Genomic DNA, 20280 nt, shown 5'->3' with positions numbered 1-20280 from the left:
TGTCGTAAAAAAGCTCTGCCGCATCACTCCCTCTCATACAAATGGCCCGTACCCCTAAAAGATGTGTTTCAAATATATCAGACTGATAAGCTTGACATCTGTTTGATACAAATTGATAGCCTTCCTTTAGCACGTCTAAGCTGTGATCTATCCCTGCTTCTTTTGGCATTGAGTTAGACTTCTTTTTCTCTTCCGCTTCCTATTGTTTAGTTATCTTTTTCCTCTTTTGCAAACTTTAAAAGAGATAGGAAAAGAGTATCGGTGCTTCAAACGGTTTTGTAGTTGATTTTTTTCATTCGTGTTACAATATTTCGGTAGGATATAGATAGGAGTTCATTCAAATAATGGATATCATTCAACTAACAGAGAATTTTGTGAAAGATAAATTAAAAGATGATGTGACAGGCCATGATTGGCATCATATTGACAGAGTGCGAAATACTGCGCTTTTCATCTGTGAAAAAGAATCAAGCGGAAATCCATTTATTATAGAGCTTGCCGCTATTTTACATGATGTGGCAGATGCAAAACTGAACGAATCTAAAGAGGAAGGTACTCGGCTGCTTGAGCAGTTTTTAGAAAGTCTCCCGCTTGAACAGAATGATCGAAATCATATAGTAAGGGCAATTGCAACGGTTTCATACAGCGGCGGAAACAACGCGGAGCCAGAGTCGATTGAAGCGAAAATTGTTCAAGATGCGGACAGACTGGATGCGATTGGCGCAATCGGTATCGCTAGAACCTTTGCATATGGCGGAAAAAAGGGACATGTCATATACGATCCTTCTGTCGGTGCTAGAGAAAATATGACAGAAGAGGAATATCGGAGCGGCCAGTCTAGCACCATCCAGCATTTCTATGAAAAACTCCTGAAATTAAAGGACTTGCTTCATACGAATACAGCCAGAACGATTGCAGCAAAAAGGCATCAATTGATGGAAAATTACTTAAAAGAATTCTATAAAGAATGGAATGGTAGTTATGAAGAGTATTTCAATTGAAAATTTAACAAAAACTTACGGGGAAAAAGAATTATTTCATTCCATTTCCTTTTCTATAAGTGAAAAAGAAAGAGTTGGACTGATTGGTATTAATGGCACAGGCAAGTCATCGCTGCTGAAGATAGTGGCAGGTATCGATTTGCCTGATGAAGGCGAGATTATCGCCCCGAAAGATTACCGAATCGCATACTCCTCCCAAAGTCCGGAAATCCATCCCGAAATGACTGTTTTAGATTATGTGTATACAGGTGATGCACCAGTATGGAAAGTGGTCCGGAATTATGAGGAAATATTGCTCAAGTTAGAAAAGGACCCGGAAAATAATAAGCTGCACGGCGAGCTGTTCGAGATCCAAAAAAGAATGGATGCCCAAAACGGCTGGGATGTTCATACGAATACGAAGACTGTATTAACAAAGCTTGGCGTCAGCTTTTATGACAAAAAGATTGGTGAGCTGTCAGGCGGCCAGAAAAAGCGTGTTTCTCTTGCGCAAGTCCTTATTCAAGAGCCGGATTTGCTCATTTTGGATGAGCCTACAAACCATCTTGACTTTGATGCGGTTAAATGGCTGGAAGACTATTTAGGTAAATTTAATGGTGCCCTGCTGCTTGTCACACATGACCGTTACTTCTTAGACAAGGTTACCAACCGGATGTTTGAGCTAGAGGGAGGCAATTTATACAGCTATAAAGGCAATTATGCAGAGTTTCTGCAAGCAAAGGCAATCAGAGAAGAAAACGAGGCAGCAACTATTGATAAACAAAAGAATTTGTTCAGACGAGAGCTGGAATGGATTCGCAGAGGTGCTAAAGCCCGTTCAACTAAACAAAAAGCAAGAATTCAGCGCTTTGAAGAATTAGATGACAAACTTGCATCCGTTCAGGATAAAGGCAAGCTTGATATTTCCTTAAAAGGCAGCAGGCTAGGTAAACAGGTTTTTGAGCTTGTGTCTGCTTCCAAATCCTTTGAAAACAAAACGATTCTGAAGGACTTTAATCTCCTTGTAAAGCCTGGAGACAGAATTGGCATTATCGGTCATAATGGTACAGGAAAATCAACGCTGCTTAACATTCTTGCTGGCAAGATTCCGCTAGACCATGGTGACTATATTATTGGACAAACAGTGAAAATTGCTTACTATACGCAGGAAAACGAAGAAATGGACCAATCAAAGCGCATGATTGAGTATTTAAAGGAGACGGCTGAAATCATTGAGACAACAGACGGGAAAACGATCTCTGCTGCACAAATGCTCGAAAGATTCTTGTTTCCGCCCCATACGCATGGAACCATGATCGGCAAGCTGTCTGGCGGGGAAAGACGAAGATTATACTTGCTGAAAATACTAATGGGCGAGCCGAACGTCCTGCTTTTAGACGAGCCGACAAATGATCTTGATACACAAACACTGATGGTGTTGGAGGATTATTTAGATGAGTTCAAAGGTGTTGTTATTACAGTATCCCATGACCGCTATTTCCTAGATAAAGTAGCGCAAGAGCTGTTAGTGCTCAGAGGCGGCGGTAATATAGAGAGCTACTACGGCAATTACACCGAATATCTCCAATCCGAAAAACAAAAAGAGCAGGCAGAAAAAGCGGTGAAGGAAAAGCCGAAGCAGCAAGAACAGCCGAAACAGAAGAAGGTTAAACTAAGCTATAATGAACAGCGAGAATGGGCGACAATCGACAGTGATATAGAAAACTGCGAAAGCCGCCTTGAAGCGATTGAAACAGAGATGGAAAACACAGGAAGTGACTTTGAAAAAGCCAACGCTCTGCTTAAAGAACAAGAAGAATTAAATGAGAAATTGGAATTTTTAATAGAACGGTGGAGCTATCTGTCTGAGATTGCTGAAAGTTAACCGTTAAAAAATGATTTTGAGGGGGATTTTTTTGATGAAAATTATGGCGATTGAACCTACTCCTAGCCCGAATACGATGAAAATCAATTTAAATGAAGAGCTGCCGATGGGAACAAGCAATAACTATAAAAAGGACAATGTCGAAGAAGCACCGAAGGTAATCCAGGACATTCTGGCAATTGAAGGTATTAGAGGGGTTTACCATGTTGCTGATTTCTTGGCAGTTGAACGAAATGCCAAATATGACTGGAAGGAACTTCTTGCCCAAGTACGAAATGCTTTTGGGGAAGAAGCAGAAAGTTTAGAAAAAGAGCCGGAAGTGAACGAGCATTTCGGTGAAATAAAAGTGCTTGTGCAAATGTACAAAGGGATACCTATGCAAGTAAAGCTGACGGATGGAACGGAAGAAAAGCGTTACGGCTTGCCAGAGCAATTCATGAAGGCCGTTTCAGAGGTAAGAATGCCGCAAGATAATGTTGTGGCAAGCAGAAAATGGCAGGAATTCGGAGTGCGCTACGGTGAGTTTGACGAAATTGGTCAAGCTGTCCAAGAGGAATTGATGGCTGCATATCCTGATGAAAGAATTGCAAGCCTAGCAGAAGCTGCAAAGAACCCAGAAACAGCAGAAGCAACTTTGAACAAGCGGGAAAAAATCAAACTGACCTTTCAAGATTTAGAGCATGAAGATTGGAAGATTAGATATCAGAGATTAGAACAAAGTGAGGATCCGACGGTTGATGATATACCAGTGTTAACGGCAGCACTTGATGATGAAAAGCCGTCCATTCGCAGGCTGGCAACAGTATATCTCGGAATGATTGAAGATGTAATCGTGCTGCCGTCCCTTTATAAAGCACTTCAAGATAAAACGGTAACAGTAAGACGAACTGCAGGTGACTGCTTGTCAGATTTAGGCTTCTCTGAAGCAATGGAAGAAATGATGAAAGCTTTAGATGACAAAAGCAAGCTTGTAAGATGGCGTGCTGCAATGTTCTTGTATGAAGTGGGAGATGAAAGGGCTTTGCCAGCATTAAAGGCTCATGAAGATGATCCTGAATTTGAAGTAAGTCTGCAAATTAAAATGGCTATCGAAAGAATTGAGCTTGGAGAAGAGGCGAAAGGTTCTGTCTGGAAACAGATGACTGAAGCACGCAAGCAGGATTGACTTTAGAAAATATTTCTTGTTGGACTAATTGTGTTTAGACTCCCCGTTAAAAGGAATACATTCACTAGTATTTCTTTTAGCGAGGTGTTAAAAAACATGAATAAACAGTCAGAAGAAGAAGAAAATCATGTTATCTCTATCGGTTCTTTAGCTATCATTTTAAAGGATAAATATCAGGCGATATATACAATCAATGATATCCTGATTGGACTGTTATTCCTGTTAGGAACGATTTTCAACATGCTGTTGAGCTGGAAGATAACAGGTGCCGTTCTTTATATCGCAGGAAGCGTCTTGCTTCTTATTCGTCCAGTTATCCGAACATGTCATCTTTTACAGGTAAAAAGAGTGGGAAAAGAAAAAAGAAAGAAACACGCCTAATCAGATTCATTTCGTTGCATGTATGCATTTCATTATTGTATGCTTATAGCACATGCATAAATAAAGGAGGAAAATAGTAATGTCGATGGCATATGAAGAATATATGAGACAAATGGTAAAGCCGATGCGAGCAGAGCTTGTGCACGCAGGTTTTCAGGAATTAACAACAGAAGAAGAGGTAGAGGAGTTTATCAGCAGCAATAAAGGAACTTCACTGGTTGTTGTTAATTCTGTATGTGGGTGTGCAGCAGGTCTTGCAAGACCTGCTGCAACACAGGCCGTATTACAAGCAGAGAAAAAACCGGATAATCTTATTACAGTATTTGCAGGTCAAGATAAAGAAGCGACTGCAAGAATGAGGGAGTTCTTTGGAGATATCGAGCCATCATCTCCTTCTATGGCTTTAATTAAAGACAATCAGGTTGTCCATTTTATCCCTCGTTATGATATTGAAGGCAACTCCATGGAAGCGATTATGGAAAATTTGATGTCTGCTTTCGAACAAAACTGCTAATAATAAAAGCAATAGAACAAGCAAAGAGGGGCACACTAGCAGCCCCTCTTTTTTTCTTATAAAGGCAATTCCTTTTAAGTGTTAAGAAAGGTGAATGAAAATGATAGTTACAACTGCAGGAAGAACAAATCAAGAAATGATAGACAAAGCGAAAACGGCAGCAGCCTTGCTGCAGTGCAGCTATGTGGACAGAAATAAAAGGACAGTCAAATCTCTGATCACTAAGTATCAAGAAGATGTGTTAGTGGCGGGCAAGGAAAGATATGAACTGTTTGCAGCAAATGCGAGCGAGCCTTTTTTCTTTCATCCTAGCTCTGCAATGTTCCGAATTAAAAGACTGCAAAAAGAGGAGCATGATCCTTTCGTTGATGCTTGCAATCTAACAGAGGGAAAGTCTCTTTTTGACTGTACGCTCGGCTTAGCGTCTGACAGCATTATCGCAAGCTTTGCAGTCGGAAAATCAGGAGCAGTTGAAGGAGTGGAAGCAAGTCCGGTCATTGCCTTTATTGTCAAAGAAGGTCTTGCTGTCTGGCAGTCCCATGATGAGCAAATGGATGAAGCTATGCGAAGGGTGAAGGTGACGAGCGGACATGCACTTGATGAGCTGAGAAAAAAAGAGACAAACAGTATCGATTGTGTGTATTTAGATCCAATGTTTGAGGAAAGCATTGATTCAGATGGAATTAAACCATTAAAGCATTTAGCTGTTTATGAAGAATGGACAACCACGATGATAGAAGAAGCACGCCGTGTCGCCAAAGAAAGGGTTGTACTGAAGGACCATTATAAAAGCACGCGCTTTGAAGCCTTTGGTTTTCAGCGAATACAGCGAAAAACAGCCAAATTTCACTATGGCATCATTGAATTATAGGAAAAATTAAGGATAACAGGCTATAATTTTTAAATAATACTGTATAAATAGTGGCTGAATAATTGTACTTTATTATATACTTGAATAGTACTGTATATATATTAGAGCACCATTAAACAAAGAAAAAAACTGGCTTTACATAGGATTAACAGGATTTTTGAAAGTGAGGTGTTTACAATGCCTAATTGGATTCGAAAAAGTCTTGTTGTCTTTGTGTCGATCTTAACATTTGGACTGGTAACTCCGTCCCCTTCCGCTTTTTACAATACCAGCAATGGTGATGAAAAGAAGCCTGCTGATGAAAGCAAGCTGCCAGTCTCTTCAGAAGAATTAACCCTTGATACGGGGATTCTGGATGAGCGTTCGGAAAGGGATAAGGTCGTGGGCAAGCTGATGGAAGAAGCAGAAGTGCAAAGCTATACGAAATTCGGGAGCAAGATTAAACCGGTGATTGAGGATGAATTCAGAATTGCGATTTTACCGAATATTGAAAAAGCGATTAACAATGTGACTTCAAGCTTCCCTGATGAAGATTTGAGCCAGCTTACGGTTACAGAAATGCCGAGCCCTGGGACGAGCGAGCGGATTTTCCACATAGTGAAAGAAAATCAAGACGTGATTCGCTTTCATGTAAGAAGGGATCGCCCCCCGCAAGATGGCTATTGGTTCAATTTTCATTATCACACGTTTCAGGATAATTTCCAAAATCATTATGCACTAGGCAATATCTACTGGGATAAAAATACTCCGCCTAAATGGATGAGTTAAAAAAAAATCCCGACAAATAATAAAAATGCGAAACTATTGAAGCATTTGAAACGTAGATAATAAAAATGAAAAAAATGGAGGAATTAATCATGGCAATCAGTTTATCAAAAGGACAAAAAGTAGACTTAACAAAAGGAAACCCAGGATTAACGAAAGTTATCGTAGGACTTGGCTGGGATGTAAACAAGTATGACGGCGGAAATGACTTCGACTTGGATACTTCTGTATTTTTGCTTGGTGACAACGGTAAAGTAACATCTGAAGCTGATTTTGTATTCTACAACAACACATCTGGCGGAAACGGATCTGTCGTTCACTCTGGTGACAACCGAACTGGAGCAGGAGACGGTGATGATGAGCAAATTATTATTGACCTTCAAGCAGTGCCTGCAAGTGTTCAAAAGATTGCTTTTACTATTACAATTCATGACGGTGACGCACGAAACCAAAACTTCGGACAAGTTTCTAACTCATATGCGCGTATTCTGAATGAACAAAATAATGAAGAGCTTATCCGCTATGACTTAGGAGAAGATTTCTCTATTGAGACAGCGCTTGTTGTCGGAGAACTTTATCGCCATAACAACGAATGGAAATTCAGTGCAATCGGAAGCGGCTATCAAGGCGGCTTGGCAGCATTAGCAACAGATTTCGGACTGCAAGTCGGCTAATCTGTTAGTTGCTTTTAGAGGGGATAACCTTTTCAATTGCCTTTCCATTTGATTGCAGATAAAAAAATACAAAACTGATACAGCGATCAATGAGGAGGAACTTACACGAATGGATGCTATTATTCAATCCTTTATCGAAACATATTCTATGTTTTTTGATTGGGAAGCGTGGGGAAGAGTACTGTCAGACCCAGTGAGCTGGGGATATATTGGAACACTTATAATTTTGGAAGGACTGCTATCAGCTGATAACGCACTTGTGCTTGCTGTTATGGTTAAGCATCTTCCGCCTGAAAAACGTAAAAAAGCTCTTTTCTACGGTTTGCTTGGAGCATACATATTCCGCTTCATCGCAATTGGAGTCGGTGTATTACTAATTAAATTGTGGTGGGTAAAGGTACTCGGTGCAGCGTACTTGGCGTATTTAGCAATCAAGTACTTTATCGATAAACGAAAAGAGAAGGAAGCAGCAGAAAACGAAGAAGAATCGCATGGCATTAACCAAAATGGTTTGTTAATCCGCTTGTTCGGTACATTTTGGGGAACAGTTGTCGCTGTTGAGCTAATGGATATTGCCTTTTCAGTAGACAGCGTTCTTGCCGCTTTCGGTGTCAGCAACGAAGTATGGGTGCTGCTTGTCGGCGGTATGCTCGGCGTTCTGATGATGCGCGGAGTTGCAGGTGTATTCCTGAAATTGATTGACCGTGTGCCAGAATTGGAAAGCACAGCATATATTTTGATTTTAATTATTTCTGTAAAGATGTTCTTAGGTGTGTTTGGTGTTCATGTACACCATATTGTATTCTTTGGCATATTAATTATCGCTTTCGCAGCAACATTTGTTGTTCATAATCGTAATAAGAAAAAAGCAGAGCAAGGCGAAGCTTAATAAAGTAACGAGAGAGAAGGGGTATGACAAGTTGTCATCCCTTCTTTTTTCCATCTAAAGACATAATCCTCATGTTATTACAAATTTACCCATAACAAGAAAATATTAATGCAAGAAAACCGATATTATATTAAAATAAAAGGTAATTTCTAATTTTTTTTATATAATAATTATCAGAATAGTCTAATCACAAAAGGCTTTATAGTGGAATGGAGTTACTGAAATGAAATTATTTTCCGATTTAAATAATCAGCTTGTTGAAAAGCTTTTTTATAAGGAGCCTGAGGAATTGTCGATAACTTCTGATAAGGAGATTTTATCCTATGCCCTTGCCTCCACCCTGTATATGCCTGCAACTAGACCAAATATTTATCATGATCTTCTGATAAACAAGCATCCCGGCTTAACATCAATGGTTATATGCTTAGAAGATTCTATCGGTGATCATGAAGTAGAGCTTGCAGAAGCGAAATTAAAAGAAGAGCTGCTTAACATAAAGGCAAGTATCGAGCAGGGAATATTAGTGAAAAGCAAAATGCCAATGATTTTTATTAGAATTCGCTCTGTTGACCAGTTTTTACGGCTGATGAACGCTCTTAAAGATTGTATGCATTTGCTGACAGGTATTGTGATTCCTAAGTTTGATGCCCAAATTGGCAGCATCATTTTGCAAGAATTGGATTCCTATAATACGAAGGGGAATTTGCTGTATGCAATGCCGATACTAGAAACGAAGAAAATAATAGAAAAAGAGACTAGGCTCGAAGAACTGTTATCGATTAAAAAAGTTCTTGATACATATAAACATCTTATTTTAAATGTCCGCATTGGAGCGACTGATTTTTGCGGTCTTTATGGCATTCGGAGAAACAGTGATACAACGGTGTATGATGTGGCCATTATCCGCGATTGCATCACAGATATCATCAATGTATTTTTACGCGCTGACAGTCCATATGTTGTTTCAGGACCAGTTTGGGAGTACTTTTCTTCCAAAGAGAGAATGCTGATACCACAGCTGCGGGAAACGCCATTTAGAAAAAGATACGGCAAGGCAGGCATGCAGATGAGAACACAGCTTATTGATAAGCATATGGATGGCTTGATTAGAGAAGTACTGATGGACATTACGAATGGCCTGACAGGAAAAACAATCATTCACCCAACCCATATTAAGCCTGTACAAGCGTTAAATGTTGTCAGCTATGAGGAATATTTGGACGCGGCAAATATAATTGCAAGCAGTAATGGAGAGATTGGAGTAATGAAAAGCTCCTTCTCCAATAAAATGAATGAAATAAAGCCCCATTTCTATTGGGCTCAGAAAATCATGCTAAAATCTAGAGTTTATGGGGTGTTCCATGAAGAATTTACATACATTGACTTACTCAAACAAGAAAATTTTATTGCCAATTCTAAATGATTTAAAGATGCATATTGAAATAAAGGAAAATCCATTTGAGCTGCATGCAGAAGAACTATTTCAAATGGCGGCAAGAATCAATAAAAAAAGGTCGTTTTTGTTTGTCAGCAGGCTATTAGGAAAACATATTCCGATTAAGCCTCAGCTTGGATTATGGACGGGTTTCGCGCTTGCTGCCAGATATGAAGAATTAAAGATAGATAGTCTATCTGCAAAAAGAGAGGAATTGCTTGACTGCTATCATCATTCCATTGCGAATTTTCAGGATGCCCCTTTCATCAGGAAGGAGACGGCTGATCCTGTTATTATCGGGTTTGCCGAAACAGCAACTGCACTGGGCCACAGTTTCTATAAAGCATTTCAACATGCGTCCTTTTTTCACACGACTCGGGAGTTAGTGGAGGGTATGGAATCGATAATTTCTTTTGAGGAGGAGCACTCCCATGCTACGTCTCATCGCTGCTATATAGATGTTTCCATGCTTGATAATACTCGCGAAGTCATTCTTGTTGATGATGAACTGACGACAGGAAAGACTGCCATTAATATTATTAAGGATATTCAGGGGAAATTCCCGCGGAAAGAGTATACAATTGTCTCCATTCTGGATTGGCGCAGCAAAGAAAATGACCAAAAGCTAAAACAGTTAGAGCAGGAGCTCAAGATTAATATTCGCATTGTGAGTCTATTAAAGGGAGAATTCAGTCTTGAAGGAGCGCTGCAAATCGAAGATATTCAACAGGAAACAAATCCTTTAATCACGGATAATGTGGAGACGGAGTTTATTTCGCTTGATGATTTTACGGAAAACAGCCAGCTTCCTTATTACTCACGAACATTAGCAGGCAAGGAAAATCCTGGCTATTACTTAGGGGATACTGGAAGATTCGGACTTCTGTCAAGTGAAAATCACTGGATGGATAAAGCAGCTGATTACTTGGCTAAAAAGAGACTTGGCACCCAAACACTCTGTATTGGAACTGGCGAGTTTATGTATATTCCAATGAAAATTGCAAGTCTAATGGGACAGGGTGTTTCCTACCAATCCAGCACGAGAAGCCCGATTTATCCTCATAATGAAAACCATTATGGAGCCAAAACAGCCATCCATTTTCTAAACCCTGAAGATGAGCATATAGACCATTATTTATACAATATTCCGTCTTATGCATACGATGATATTTTTATATTCTTTGAGAGAAAAGTGGAAGAGGATAAGCTTCAGCTCTTGCTTGCAAAGCTTAAAGAAACGGGAGTAAAAAAAATAAATGTAGTGCATTGCAGTGGGAGGTAGTGTATATGATGGAAAAGACCGATCTAAAAAAGTTTGGCTCTTATAAAGAGGAAGATGTTGTTTTTCTGTTAAAGGATTTAAGCAGCTTAAATTTAGAAGGCGATACAGAGGAGCGGGAGCGCCGCATTCAGGGTGGACAGCATTACAGTGAAACGCTGCCGAAGGAATATAATCCTCCAGAAAAATATCTCCAAGTTTTTTGGGAAACTCTGGATGAATATAAGGAGAAGGTTGCTTTTTGCACTGCTGTTGTTGCTGAGCAGATTTACAGAAAAAAGGGCAATAATACGGTGCTTGTCTCTTTAGCTAGGGCAGGAACACCGATCGGTATATTGATTAAACGTTACTTAGAGCAGAAATACAGCATGAGCTTCCCGCATTATAGCATTTCCATCATCAGAGACAGAGGGATTGACGAAAATGCTCTTCTGTACATCCTAAAAACACATCCTGAGGGCAATATTCAATTTATCGATGGCTGGACAGGCAAAGGAGCCATTTCCATCGAATTAACTAAATCTCTAGCTGAATTCAAAGACAGCCACGGATATGAGCTTGATGATGCACTCGCTGTAGTGGCAGACCCTGGGCATTGCACAAATTTATATGGAACAAGAGAGGACTTTCTAATTCCAAGCGCATGTTTAAATTCAACAGTCTCTGGTCTTATCAGCAGAACCGTGCTGAATGATGCCTATATAGGTGAGTCAGATTTCCATGGTGCAAAATTTTACGAAGAACTAACAGAATATGACGTCTCAGAGAAGTATTTGGAAGAAATCACTTCTGAGTTTCATCATATTGATACAGAAAAATTGGAGCAGGCAATTTCGGATGTTATAAAAGAAGAGGAAGTCTCTTTCAAGGGAATGAAGGAAGTCCTCGAAATGAAAGATTCTTTCGGAATTGAAACAGTTAATTACGTAAAGCCAGGAGTCGGAGAGACGACTAGGGTGCTTTTAAGGAGAGTTCCGTGGAAAATTCTCATGAAAGACCCAAGTAGCCCATATGTGCGCCATATTGTTTTGCTTGCAAAAGAACGAAATGTGGAAATCATTCCATATCCTCAAATGAGCTATACATGCTGCGGTCTTATTAAAAAGGTTGGTGCTAAATGATGATGATGTTCGCGTCAGACTTAGACAGAACCTTGATTTATTCAGAACGCGCTCTGTCTGAAATGGGAACTCCATTAAATGAAAGCATGGTACCTGTTGAAAGATTAAAGGGAAACTATATCTCCTATATGAAGACAGATGCACTAAGAAAATTAAAGGAGCTTGCATCTCAGCTGCAATTTGTGCCTGTGACGACAAGAACGTATGAGCAATATAAGCGTATCTTTATTTTCGAAGAGAACATTCCAATCACCTACAGTGTGACCTCCAATGGTGCGAATATCCATTATAAAGGAGAAATATTGTCAGATTGGACGAAAGAAGTTCAGGTAAAGCTTGCAAAGCAATGTATTGAAAAAGAAAAACTGATGGAATTAGTCAACGGGCAAGCCTTACCTGGTTCTATGAAAATAGCAGATGATCTCTTCTTTTATTATATATTAGAACAGCAAATAACTTCTGAGACGAAAAAACTGATTGGAAAGATAGCATCAGAAAATGGCTGGAAGGTTTCCCTGCAAGGGCGAAAGCTGTATTTTATGCCAGCACCTGTGTGTAAAGGAGAAGCCGTAAAATTTATCCAAAAAAGAGAAGGCATCAAAATTACAGCAGGGGCAGGAGACTCTCTCCTTGATTTTCCTTTACTGGATGCTTGTACTCATGCTTGGATGCCAAAGCATGGTGAATTAGCAGACGAAGTGCGAGATGCTAATCGTTATAATCTTACTAATTTCTCTGGTGCTGATGCTGGTGAAGAAATCATCGAAACGGTGCACCGGCTTTATAAGAGGAGTGCTACTCCTCTGTTGGAGAATCTTTAAACCATTTGGAAAGCAAGCGATAGATGCCAATAAAAACAGAATAAAAAATAAAAAAGGTGAATATTCCTAGCAAAAGAGACTTGAAGGTCACACTTATGGCAAAACTGATTATTAAACTGATAAAAAACAAATCAAAGAAAAGATAGGTTTTGGAACTTATAACTTGCTCCAATTGTTCCAGTTCTGACTCGAGTTCATGATAAGACTTTTTTCGATATAATGATCTCATATTATAACACCTGCTTAGCCTAGATTTACTGTATAATATGCAATTGCTTCAAAATGGTGAGACGTTAAAAAGGATTGAACATAGGTATATAAAGCCCAAAAGATATTGCTTGGAAGGCTAGAAAGTTAAGCAGTGCTTAAAAAATATGAAACTTTTTAGACTAGTAAACGTACTAATTTATATACGGTAAATATTTAGCAATATCTATATACTTTTGCTATGATACATATAAAGCCTTTTCAAATCACAAGGCCATATTTAACAGAGCAGTTCGTTTAGGGAAGTGGGAAAATGAATGTTAATTTACACACGCTGAATGGGCAGATACTTCCTGTATCAATGGAAAACTGGTATACAACATTGCAGCAGCCGCCAAAAAGCAGGCCGCTCTATAAAGAAGAAAATGGTGTCATCACATTCGGACAAGTGCTTGTAAAGCTGCTTGGCGTTCCGATGGATGAAGACGAATACTACAACCAGCTGTATGATTGGGTCAGTCAAGATGACAGCAGGCTTGTGCTTATCAGCAACCATCACTTGAATAGGGTGCTTGACAACAAGCATTTTCAGGCGATTCAAAGAGTGCTGAATTTGCTGCAAGAACAAAATCTTTCGGTCAATCGCTTTGTCGCTTTTTTAGATGGAGAGAATTTGCTGTTGAAATCTCAAGTCCCATCCATTCATAGGAAATTAAGGGAAGGGATGATTAAGGTTTTGGAGCGATTTGCAGAAGCAGAGCCGAGTGGCTTAAAAAGCAGCGAATTGCGAAGAATTCTTGTCGATGTCATTAAATGGTCCATCAATCATCTTGAACCGAGTCTTGAAGCGTGCAGAGAGGAAGACAGGCTGCCGCAATTTTTGTGGTACGGGACAGGCAGCAAAAGCCAGGCTTATTTTTTGACATACTTGGCTACAATAGGCTGTGATTTAGTGGTCGTCAGTCCAAATGGTGATGACATCCTCACACAAATATCCGGTGAAGGACAGCCGGCTTTTACACATATATATCCGCAAGCAAAAGAGGCAGAAGAGTTTCCAACTGAAAAACGGCGGAGAACGGCAACGGTTGCGTACAGAGCGTCCAAAGAAATTGAAAGCATTCTTAACCATGAAGGTTCTGGCCTATATAAACCATGGCAACTAAGGGATTATACTCCTACTTCTGTCACCTTAAAAACGACATATGATGAGCTTTTTTTGTTGGAGAAAGAAAAAGCAATGATTCGCCCTAACTTTGAAGTCAGCAATGGAGTAGTGAAAATTCCAACTATTTTTGCTAAAGTATTTGGTGTAAGCAGCAATAGAAAGGAATACTGGGATCGGATGCATAGTCTTGTAAATGTCGACCATGCTCTTTTAATCAAGAATTTCCCGTTTACAAGAGCTGTTGTCAGTGATTACCGTTTCCACTACCGAAGTGCCCTCGACAGAGAAGGGAAATTAGATATTAACAAAATGATGACAGCCAATTACTGGAACTATAGCCGCTTGCCGCTAGGGCTGCAAAAGGGAATTGCCTCAAGCATACGCACAATATGCGATAAGCCGCAGCTGAAGCTTTTGCCGAATGAGACAGAAGAGGAAGCAGCTATATTTCTGTTTACACAAGGGCTGATTATTCCTGCAGATATCCTGAAGCTGCTTCAGAAGTTTGACTATTCACAGGATGTGCCGAGTGTCATTCTCTACAAAACAGAGCTTAACGGTCTGTTCACAAGGGAAGATGCGGCTATATTGCTTTTACTGAATTCATTCGGTGTAGATATTATCGTTTATAATCCGCCAGGTCATTCAGATATGGAGACATTCATTCAAGAAGGCTCCTATGATGCTCACTGGCTGGAGGATGTTGTTTTCGATATGGAATATAAGGAAGAATCATTCTTTAAGAAAATGATTCTAAACGGCTTCAAAAAAAATAGAAGGGGAGATTAGCAGTGAATATGCAATCATCTAATTCTTCAAGTAATGAACATCAAGTGATAGATGTGTTAACGGAAAATAAGGTTTCTGAAATCAAGCTTTCGTTAAGAAATGAGCCTGAAGTGCAGCAATTGGCAAGATCGATTGACGAAAGAGACCAAATTCAAATATTGGAGTTCGGAAAAGAGCCTGCTGTCCAAATTTCGAAATTCTCTGATCAAATTTTAGGGAATATGAGAATGACAAAAGTTGAAGACTCAGGTGAACTTTTGAAACAGCTCGGCAGAATTATGGATAAATTTGATAAGAAGGATTTTGAACAATCCTCAAAAGGACTTTTCGGGAAGCTATTTAAGAAAAGCGAAAAATTAATGGAGAAGCTATTCGGCAAGTACCAGTCTATGGGGCAGGAAATCGATAAAGTATATGTCGAAATCTCTAAGTACCAAAATGAAATGGTCGAGTCGACAAATATGCTCGATAATATGTATGAGCAAAACTATCAGTATTACTTAACACTCGAGAAGTATGCTGTTGCAGGTGCGATGAAATCTGACCAGCTGAAAGAGGAAGTGCTACCTCCAATTGAAGCAAAAGCAATTCAAGGCGATCAGCTTGCAGCCATGCAGCTCGATACATTGCGCAATGCAATCGAGCTTATCGACCAACGAGTGTATGACTTGGAAATGGCTAAAATGGTTGCCCTGCAGACAGCACCGCAAATCAGATTGCTGCAGCGGGGAAATACGAAGCTGATAGGTAAAATAAACTCTGCATTTGTAACGACAATTCCAATCTTCAAAAATGGTTTGATTCAAGCTGTTGCCGCTAAAAGACAGAAGCTTGTAGCAGACAGTATGAGCGAGCTTGACCGCCGTACAAATGAGATGCTTGTCCGCAATGCGCAGAACATATCTCAGCAAAGTGTTGATATCGCAAGGCTGGCAGGTGCGCCGAGCATTAAGATTGAGACAATCGAAGAGTCTTGGAATATCATTATGAAGGGTATGCAGGAGACAAAGTCTATCGAGGAAGAGAATAAGCGACTTCGTGAAGAAGGCACAAAAAAACTCGAGCAGCTGCAAAACAATTTCAAGCAAATGAAATTAAAAGGCTAAATATAAGGGCAGAACATTTCTGCCCTACTATATAAAAAAAACAAATACATAGGGGTGGACAATATGGCAATCAATCTGCAAAAAGGACAAAAAGTTGATTTGACTAAAGGCAATCCAGGTTTATCAAAAATTATGGTAGGACTAGGCTGGGATCCTGTTCAGCAAAAGGGTGGCGGCGGCTTATTTGGCTCCTTGTTCGGCGGCGGCGGTTCTGGCGGAAATGTCGACTGTGATGCATCTGTGCTTATGCTTGATGAGAACGGGAAAGTAAAGGGCAACAGTGATGTTATTTACTTTGGCAACTTAAAGAGCAGAGATGGCAGTGTGCAGCACTCCGGCGACAACTTGACTGGAGACGGTGCAGGGGATGACGAGCAAGTTTTCGTAGAGTTGAGCCGAGTGCCTGCATCTGTTCATAGGCTTGTATTTGTTGTTAATATTTATGATGCAATCAAACGAAAACAGCATTTCGGCATGATTCAAAATGCCTTTATCCGCATTGTTAATCCAAGCTCAAACGATACTATGCTTCACTATAACTTGACAGATAATTATAATGGGATGACAAGCTTGATTGTTGGTGAACTTTACAGACACGGCCAAGAATGGAAGTTTGGCGCTATCGGATCTGGCACATCTGCTGGCAGTCTTGGTGAAGTCGTAAAATCTTATTCTTAAGGAATAGTAGCTTTAACCAGAAGAAAAAAGGAGGAGAAAAGGATGTCCATTAATCTATCTAAAGGACAAAGAATCGACTTAACAAAAACAAACCCGGGCTTAACTAGAGCGGTAATCGGATTAGGCTGGGATACGAACCGCTATGACGGCGGAGTTGATTTTGACTTAGATGCATCTGCTTTTTTGGCAGATGCAAACGGCAAGGTAGTAAATGATGTGGACTTCATTTTCTATAATAACCTTGCACATCCGAGCGGTGGTGTCGAGCATACAGGCGACAACCGGACAGGCGCAGGAGACGGAGATGATGAGCAAATTGTCATCGATTTTTCTAAGATGCCTGCACATGTAGAAAAAGTAGGCATTGCTGTAACAATTCATGATGCCGATTCAAGAAACCAAAATTTCGGCCAAGTTTCCAATGCGTTTGTCAGAGTCGTTAATGAAGAAACAAATGTGGAAATTCTTCGCTTTGACTTGGGAGAGGATTTCTCTGTGGAAACAGCAGTCGTTATTTGTGAATTGTACAAACATAATGGTGACTGGAAGTTTAATGCTATCGGAAGCGGCTTCTCAGGCGGACTTGCTGCATTATGCCGCAACTATGGACTCGACGTTTAAAGAAAAGTTATGGTAAGTTAATAACGACAAGTTAGCCTTTCAGAATAGAAGCCTTCATTGGTTCTGTTTGAAAGGTTTTTTTTGAAGGTATTTCCAATATCCTTTACTGCTCTCTTACGATTTAATATATGCTATAATCTAGTAGATTATTAATTTAGGAATCTGCTTGAACCTCAAACATAATGTATAGACATCGCAAGAAAGATGGGGAGAAAAGGATGAAGCATATAAGAAGATTTATGCCGTTTTTTATGATTGGCATAGTCTCCTTCCTTATGGGGAATTCTCAACAAGACATAGATGGCATATTTCTAAAGGATTTTCCAGTTCAGTCCATTATTAAGGGAGAGCTGACTCAATCTGAACAAACGAACCTGCAAAATATTATTTTGCTGCCAAAACCAGCCTTTGACCAGAAAGAAGCAGCAGCAATTGCGAAACGTATAAATAGACTGCCGCAGTCACTTCTGCAGAAAATCGAGAAAAAAGGCATAAAAGTGAAGCTGTTTACGGGGAAGCTGACAGATAATCCAACGGCACAACAGTTTGCCGGAATTGTACCAAGAGGCTATCGGTCCGAAAAAACGTGGGATGATGTCCCAGGAATCGGCGGCGGCCAAACAGTGCTTGTAAAAATTGGAGCGAGCCCAAAGGGCAGCGGGCATGGCTCCGTTAATTTGGAGTTTCATGAGCTTGCCCATTCCATTGACTATAAGGTTTTGAATTATTATAGTAAAACGGAAGCTTTTACCGCTGCTTGGAATAAGGAGAAAGCAACGCTGTTTCCGTACAGCCAATATTTTTTGAACTATCCAGAGGAATATTTTGCCGAAACCTTTGCCATGTATTATTTGGGCGGTTCAACGAAGGAAACATTAAAGGAGCTGGCACCTTTAACTTACAAACAGATTGCCAGCATTAACTAAGAAATTTTAGCAGGAAAAGGATGTTGAATAAATGAAGCAATATTTAGATCTATGCAGGCATGTCTTGACGACGGGAACAAAGAAAGAGGACCGCACGGGAACTGGCACAGTCAGTACATTTGGATATCAAATGCGTTTCGATTTGGCAGAAGGATTTCCGCTGATTACGACAAAGAAGCTCCACTTGCGTTCGATTATTCATGAGCTGTTATGGTTCTTAAATGGAGATACGAATATTAAATATTTACAGGACAATAATGTGCGAATTTGGAATGAGTGGGCAGATGAGGACGGAAATCTTGGCCCTGTGTATGGACATCAGTGGAGATCATGGACTGCACGCGACGGCAGCACAATAGATCAGATAGCTGAATTAATTCACACAATTAAGAACAATCCTGATTCTCGCAGGATGATAGTCAGTGCATGGAATGTCGGGGACATACCTGATATGGCATTGCCGCCATGTCATTGTCTGTTTCAATTTTATGTAGCTGACGGAAAGCTTTCATGTCAGCTGTATCAGCGTTCTGCTGACGTCTTTTTAGGGGTGCCGTTTAATATTGCGTCCTATGCACTTTTGACTTATATGATTGCCCAAGTATGTGACCTTGAGGTTGGAGAGTTTATTCATACGTTCGGTGATGTTCATATTTACAATAATCATATCGAGCAAGTTGAGCTTCAGCTTACTAGAGAACCAAAGCCGCTGCCGCAGCTTGTGATGAATAAAGATGTGAAAGATATATTCTCATTCAAATATGAAGATTTTGAAATAGTTAACTATGAAGCACATCCTCATATTAAAGGAGTGGTAAGTGTATGATTTCCATGATCGTAGCGATGGATGACAAGCAGGCAATAGGGTTTAATAACCAATTGCCTTGGCATCTGCCGGAAGATTTAAAGTACTTCAAGAAAGTAACAACAGGTCATCCTATAGTCATGGGTAGAAAAACGCGGGATTCTATCGGGCGGAATCTGCCTAATCGCGAAAACGTTATACTGACAAGAGACAAGCACTATTCTTGTGAAGGCTGTACCGTTCTGTATTCCATTGCTGAATTCAATAGTTGGCAGGCAACGAAGGATGAGGAAATCTTTATTATTGGCGGCTCAGAAATATTTAAAGAAACGCTTGAAATTACAGACAGAATGTACATAACGGAAATCAGTGGTGAATTTGAGGCAGATACTTATTTCCCCGAAATTGACTGGAATGAATGGCGTGTTATCAGTGAAGAAAAAGGGATTAGAAATGAACAGAATGATTATGATTACCGCTTCCTTGTATATGAACGAAAAAGCTAAGAAAAAAACCAAATCAGCTGCTGATTTGGTTTTTTTATACATAAAATAAAATACAAAAATACATGAACGAGCTTCCAGCTAAGACGAAAACATGCCAGATCGCATGGAAGTAAGGTGTCTTTTGCAATACATAAAAGATGCTGCCGATTGTGTAAAGGATACCGCCAATTACGAGCAGCACCGCACCTTGTGTTCCGATAGCCTGAAATAAAGGAACTATCGCTGAAACAATCAGCCAGCCCATAATAACATACAAGATGGTGGATGCGACAATAAACTTTTTCACAAAGTAACATTTAAAGACAATTCCGGCAACAGCAAGTCCCCAAACAATTCCGAACAATGTCCAGCCAAGGGGTCCTCTAATAGCTACAAGCAAAAAGGGTGTGTATGTCCCTGCGATGAGCAAATAGATGGCAGAATGGTCCAGGATTTCAAAAAAATCCTTCAGTTTTTCATATGTTGTGCTGTGAAGAAGAGTCGAGCATAGATACAGGAGCAGCATGGTCGTACCGAAAATCGAAAAGCTGACAATCCTCCACGGATTTTCTGTTTCAGCTGCATTAACAATTAAAAAAACAAGCGCTGGAATACTTAATAGTAAGCCTATTCCATGGGTGATGCTGTTAGCAATTTCTTCTTTTACAGAGAATTTCATTCGATCCCTCCTTCTTGTTTATTTTACTGGATTGAA

22 protein-coding genes are annotated in these 20280 nt (G+C 40.0%); 20 read left to right on the top strand and 2 right to left on the bottom strand.

What is annotated here, in order from left to right; all coding sequences use genetic code 11:
* Nucleotides 1-344: 344 nt before the first annotated feature.
* From MKX82_RS12245 to MKX82_RS12185, 13 genes are all read left to right on the top strand, one after another.
* Nucleotides 345-1001: an HD domain-containing protein gene (locus MKX82_RS12245; RefSeq protein ID WP_233313443.1), complete on the top strand. Its 657-nt coding sequence runs from the start codon at nt 345-347 to the stop codon at nt 999-1001.
* Nucleotides 982-2865, top strand: coding sequence for an ABC-F family ATP-binding cassette domain-containing protein (locus tag MKX82_RS12240; RefSeq protein WP_341077465.1), 1884 nt, complete (start codon nt 982-984; stop codon nt 2863-2865). The genes MKX82_RS12245 and MKX82_RS12240 overlap by 20 nt, the downstream gene beginning before the upstream one ends.
* A 34-nt stretch (nt 2866-2899) precedes the next feature.
* Complete coding sequence (locus MKX82_RS12235; RefSeq protein ID WP_341079528.1) at nt 2900-4030, top strand: conserved virulence factor C family protein; 1131 nt, start codon at nt 2900-2902, stop codon at nt 4028-4030.
* 96 nt (nt 4031-4126) lie between these two features.
* On the top strand, nt 4127-4411 hold the full coding sequence (locus tag MKX82_RS12230; protein WP_128310177.1) for a YrhK family protein: 285 nt from the start codon (nt 4127-4129) through the stop codon (nt 4409-4411).
* Between the two features lie 79 nt (nt 4412-4490).
* A complete protein-coding gene (locus MKX82_RS12225) occupies nt 4491-4925 on the top strand; it encodes a BrxA/BrxB family bacilliredoxin (protein WP_233313449.1) in 435 nt (144 codons plus the stop codon).
* 100 nt (nt 4926-5025) lie between these two features.
* Entirely contained in the window at nt 5026-5796 is a 771-nt protein-coding gene (locus MKX82_RS12220; protein ID WP_341077456.1) for a class I SAM-dependent methyltransferase, read from the top strand.
* A gap of 177 nt (nt 5797-5973) precedes the next feature.
* Nucleotides 5974-6564, top strand: coding sequence for a YpjP family protein (locus MKX82_RS12215; RefSeq protein WP_233313451.1), 591 nt, complete (start codon nt 5974-5976; stop codon nt 6562-6564).
* Between the two features lie 89 nt (nt 6565-6653).
* Entirely contained in the window at nt 6654-7235 is a 582-nt protein-coding gene (locus MKX82_RS12210; RefSeq protein WP_233313452.1) for a TerD family protein, read from the top strand.
* Between the two features lie 109 nt (nt 7236-7344).
* Nucleotides 7345-8124 carry a TerC family protein gene (locus MKX82_RS12205; RefSeq protein ID WP_233313453.1) on the top strand — a complete coding sequence of 260 codons (780 nt, stop codon included), beginning with the start codon at nt 7345-7347 and terminating at the stop codon, nt 8122-8124.
* Nucleotides 8125-8347: 223 nt separating this feature from the next.
* The gene (locus MKX82_RS12200; protein WP_233313454.1) at nt 8348-9547 is read left to right on the top strand and encodes an HpcH/HpaI aldolase/citrate lyase family protein; all 1200 of its coding nucleotides are present in this window, start codon (nt 8348-8350) and stop codon (nt 9545-9547) included.
* A complete protein-coding gene (locus MKX82_RS12195) occupies nt 9486-10841 on the top strand; it encodes a phosphoribosyltransferase family protein (protein WP_251645398.1) in 1356 nt (451 codons plus the stop codon). The genes MKX82_RS12200 and MKX82_RS12195 overlap by 62 nt, the downstream gene beginning before the upstream one ends.
* A 5-nt stretch (nt 10842-10846) precedes the next feature.
* On the top strand, nt 10847-11959 hold the full coding sequence (locus tag MKX82_RS12190) for a cysteine protease StiP family protein (protein WP_341077451.1): 1113 nt from the start codon (nt 10847-10849) through the stop codon (nt 11957-11959).
* Nucleotides 11956-12780, top strand: coding sequence for an HAD family hydrolase (locus MKX82_RS12185; protein WP_341077449.1), 825 nt, complete (start codon nt 11956-11958; stop codon nt 12778-12780). Before MKX82_RS12190 ends, MKX82_RS12185 begins: the two co-directional genes overlap by 4 nt.
* Here MKX82_RS12185 and MKX82_RS12180 read toward each other — a convergent pair.
* The gene (locus MKX82_RS12180; RefSeq protein WP_233313458.1) at nt 12755-13009 is read right to left on the bottom strand and encodes a hypothetical protein; all 255 of its coding nucleotides are present in this window, start codon (nt 13007-13009) and stop codon (nt 12755-12757) included. The genes MKX82_RS12185 and MKX82_RS12180 overlap by 26 nt on opposite strands.
* Nucleotides 13010-13300: 291 nt before the next feature.
* Here MKX82_RS12180 and MKX82_RS12175 point away from each other — a divergent pair, with 291 nt between their 5' ends.
* From MKX82_RS12175 to MKX82_RS12145, 7 genes are all read left to right on the top strand, one after another.
* Entirely contained in the window at nt 13301-14944 is a 1644-nt protein-coding gene (locus tag MKX82_RS12175) for a YceG family protein (protein WP_237941624.1), read from the top strand.
* An 8-nt stretch (nt 14945-14952) separates the two neighbouring features.
* The gene (locus MKX82_RS12170) at nt 14953-16050 is read left to right on the top strand and encodes a toxic anion resistance protein (protein ID WP_233314726.1); all 1098 of its coding nucleotides are present in this window, start codon (nt 14953-14955) and stop codon (nt 16048-16050) included.
* Nucleotides 16051-16113: 63 nt separating this feature from the next.
* The gene (locus MKX82_RS12165) at nt 16114-16728 is read left to right on the top strand and encodes a TerD family protein (RefSeq protein ID WP_233313460.1); all 615 of its coding nucleotides are present in this window, start codon (nt 16114-16116) and stop codon (nt 16726-16728) included.
* 42 nt (nt 16729-16770) lie between these two features.
* Nucleotides 16771-17349 (top strand): TerD family protein, encoded by a 579-nt coding sequence (locus tag MKX82_RS12160; protein WP_233313461.1) that lies wholly within the window; start codon nt 16771-16773, stop codon nt 17347-17349.
* Between the two features lie 218 nt (nt 17350-17567).
* Nucleotides 17568-18275 (top strand): anthrax toxin lethal factor-related metalloendopeptidase, encoded by a 708-nt coding sequence (locus MKX82_RS12155; protein ID WP_233313462.1) that lies wholly within the window; start codon nt 17568-17570, stop codon nt 18273-18275.
* A gap of 31 nt (nt 18276-18306) precedes the next feature.
* Nucleotides 18307-19101: a thymidylate synthase gene (locus MKX82_RS12150; protein ID WP_233313463.1), complete on the top strand. Its 795-nt coding sequence runs from the start codon at nt 18307-18309 to the stop codon at nt 19099-19101.
* A complete protein-coding gene (locus MKX82_RS12145) occupies nt 19098-19586 on the top strand; it encodes a dihydrofolate reductase (RefSeq protein ID WP_341077442.1) in 489 nt (162 codons plus the stop codon). The genes MKX82_RS12150 and MKX82_RS12145 overlap by 4 nt, the downstream gene beginning before the upstream one ends.
* Before the next feature lie 34 nt (nt 19587-19620).
* On the opposite strand, the gene trhA is transcribed toward MKX82_RS12145, so the two are convergent.
* Nucleotides 19621-20244, bottom strand: coding sequence for a PAQR family membrane homeostasis protein TrhA (gene trhA, locus MKX82_RS12140; protein ID WP_233313465.1), 624 nt, complete (start codon nt 20242-20244; stop codon nt 19621-19623).
* Nucleotides 20245-20280: the final 36 nt, after the last annotated feature.

This window comes from Niallia sp. FSL R7-0271 (genome assembly GCF_038005785.1).
Classification (GTDB): Bacteria; Bacillota; Bacilli; order Bacillales; family Cytobacillaceae; genus Niallia.
This window is presented reverse-complemented; position numbering and strand designations above follow the sequence as displayed.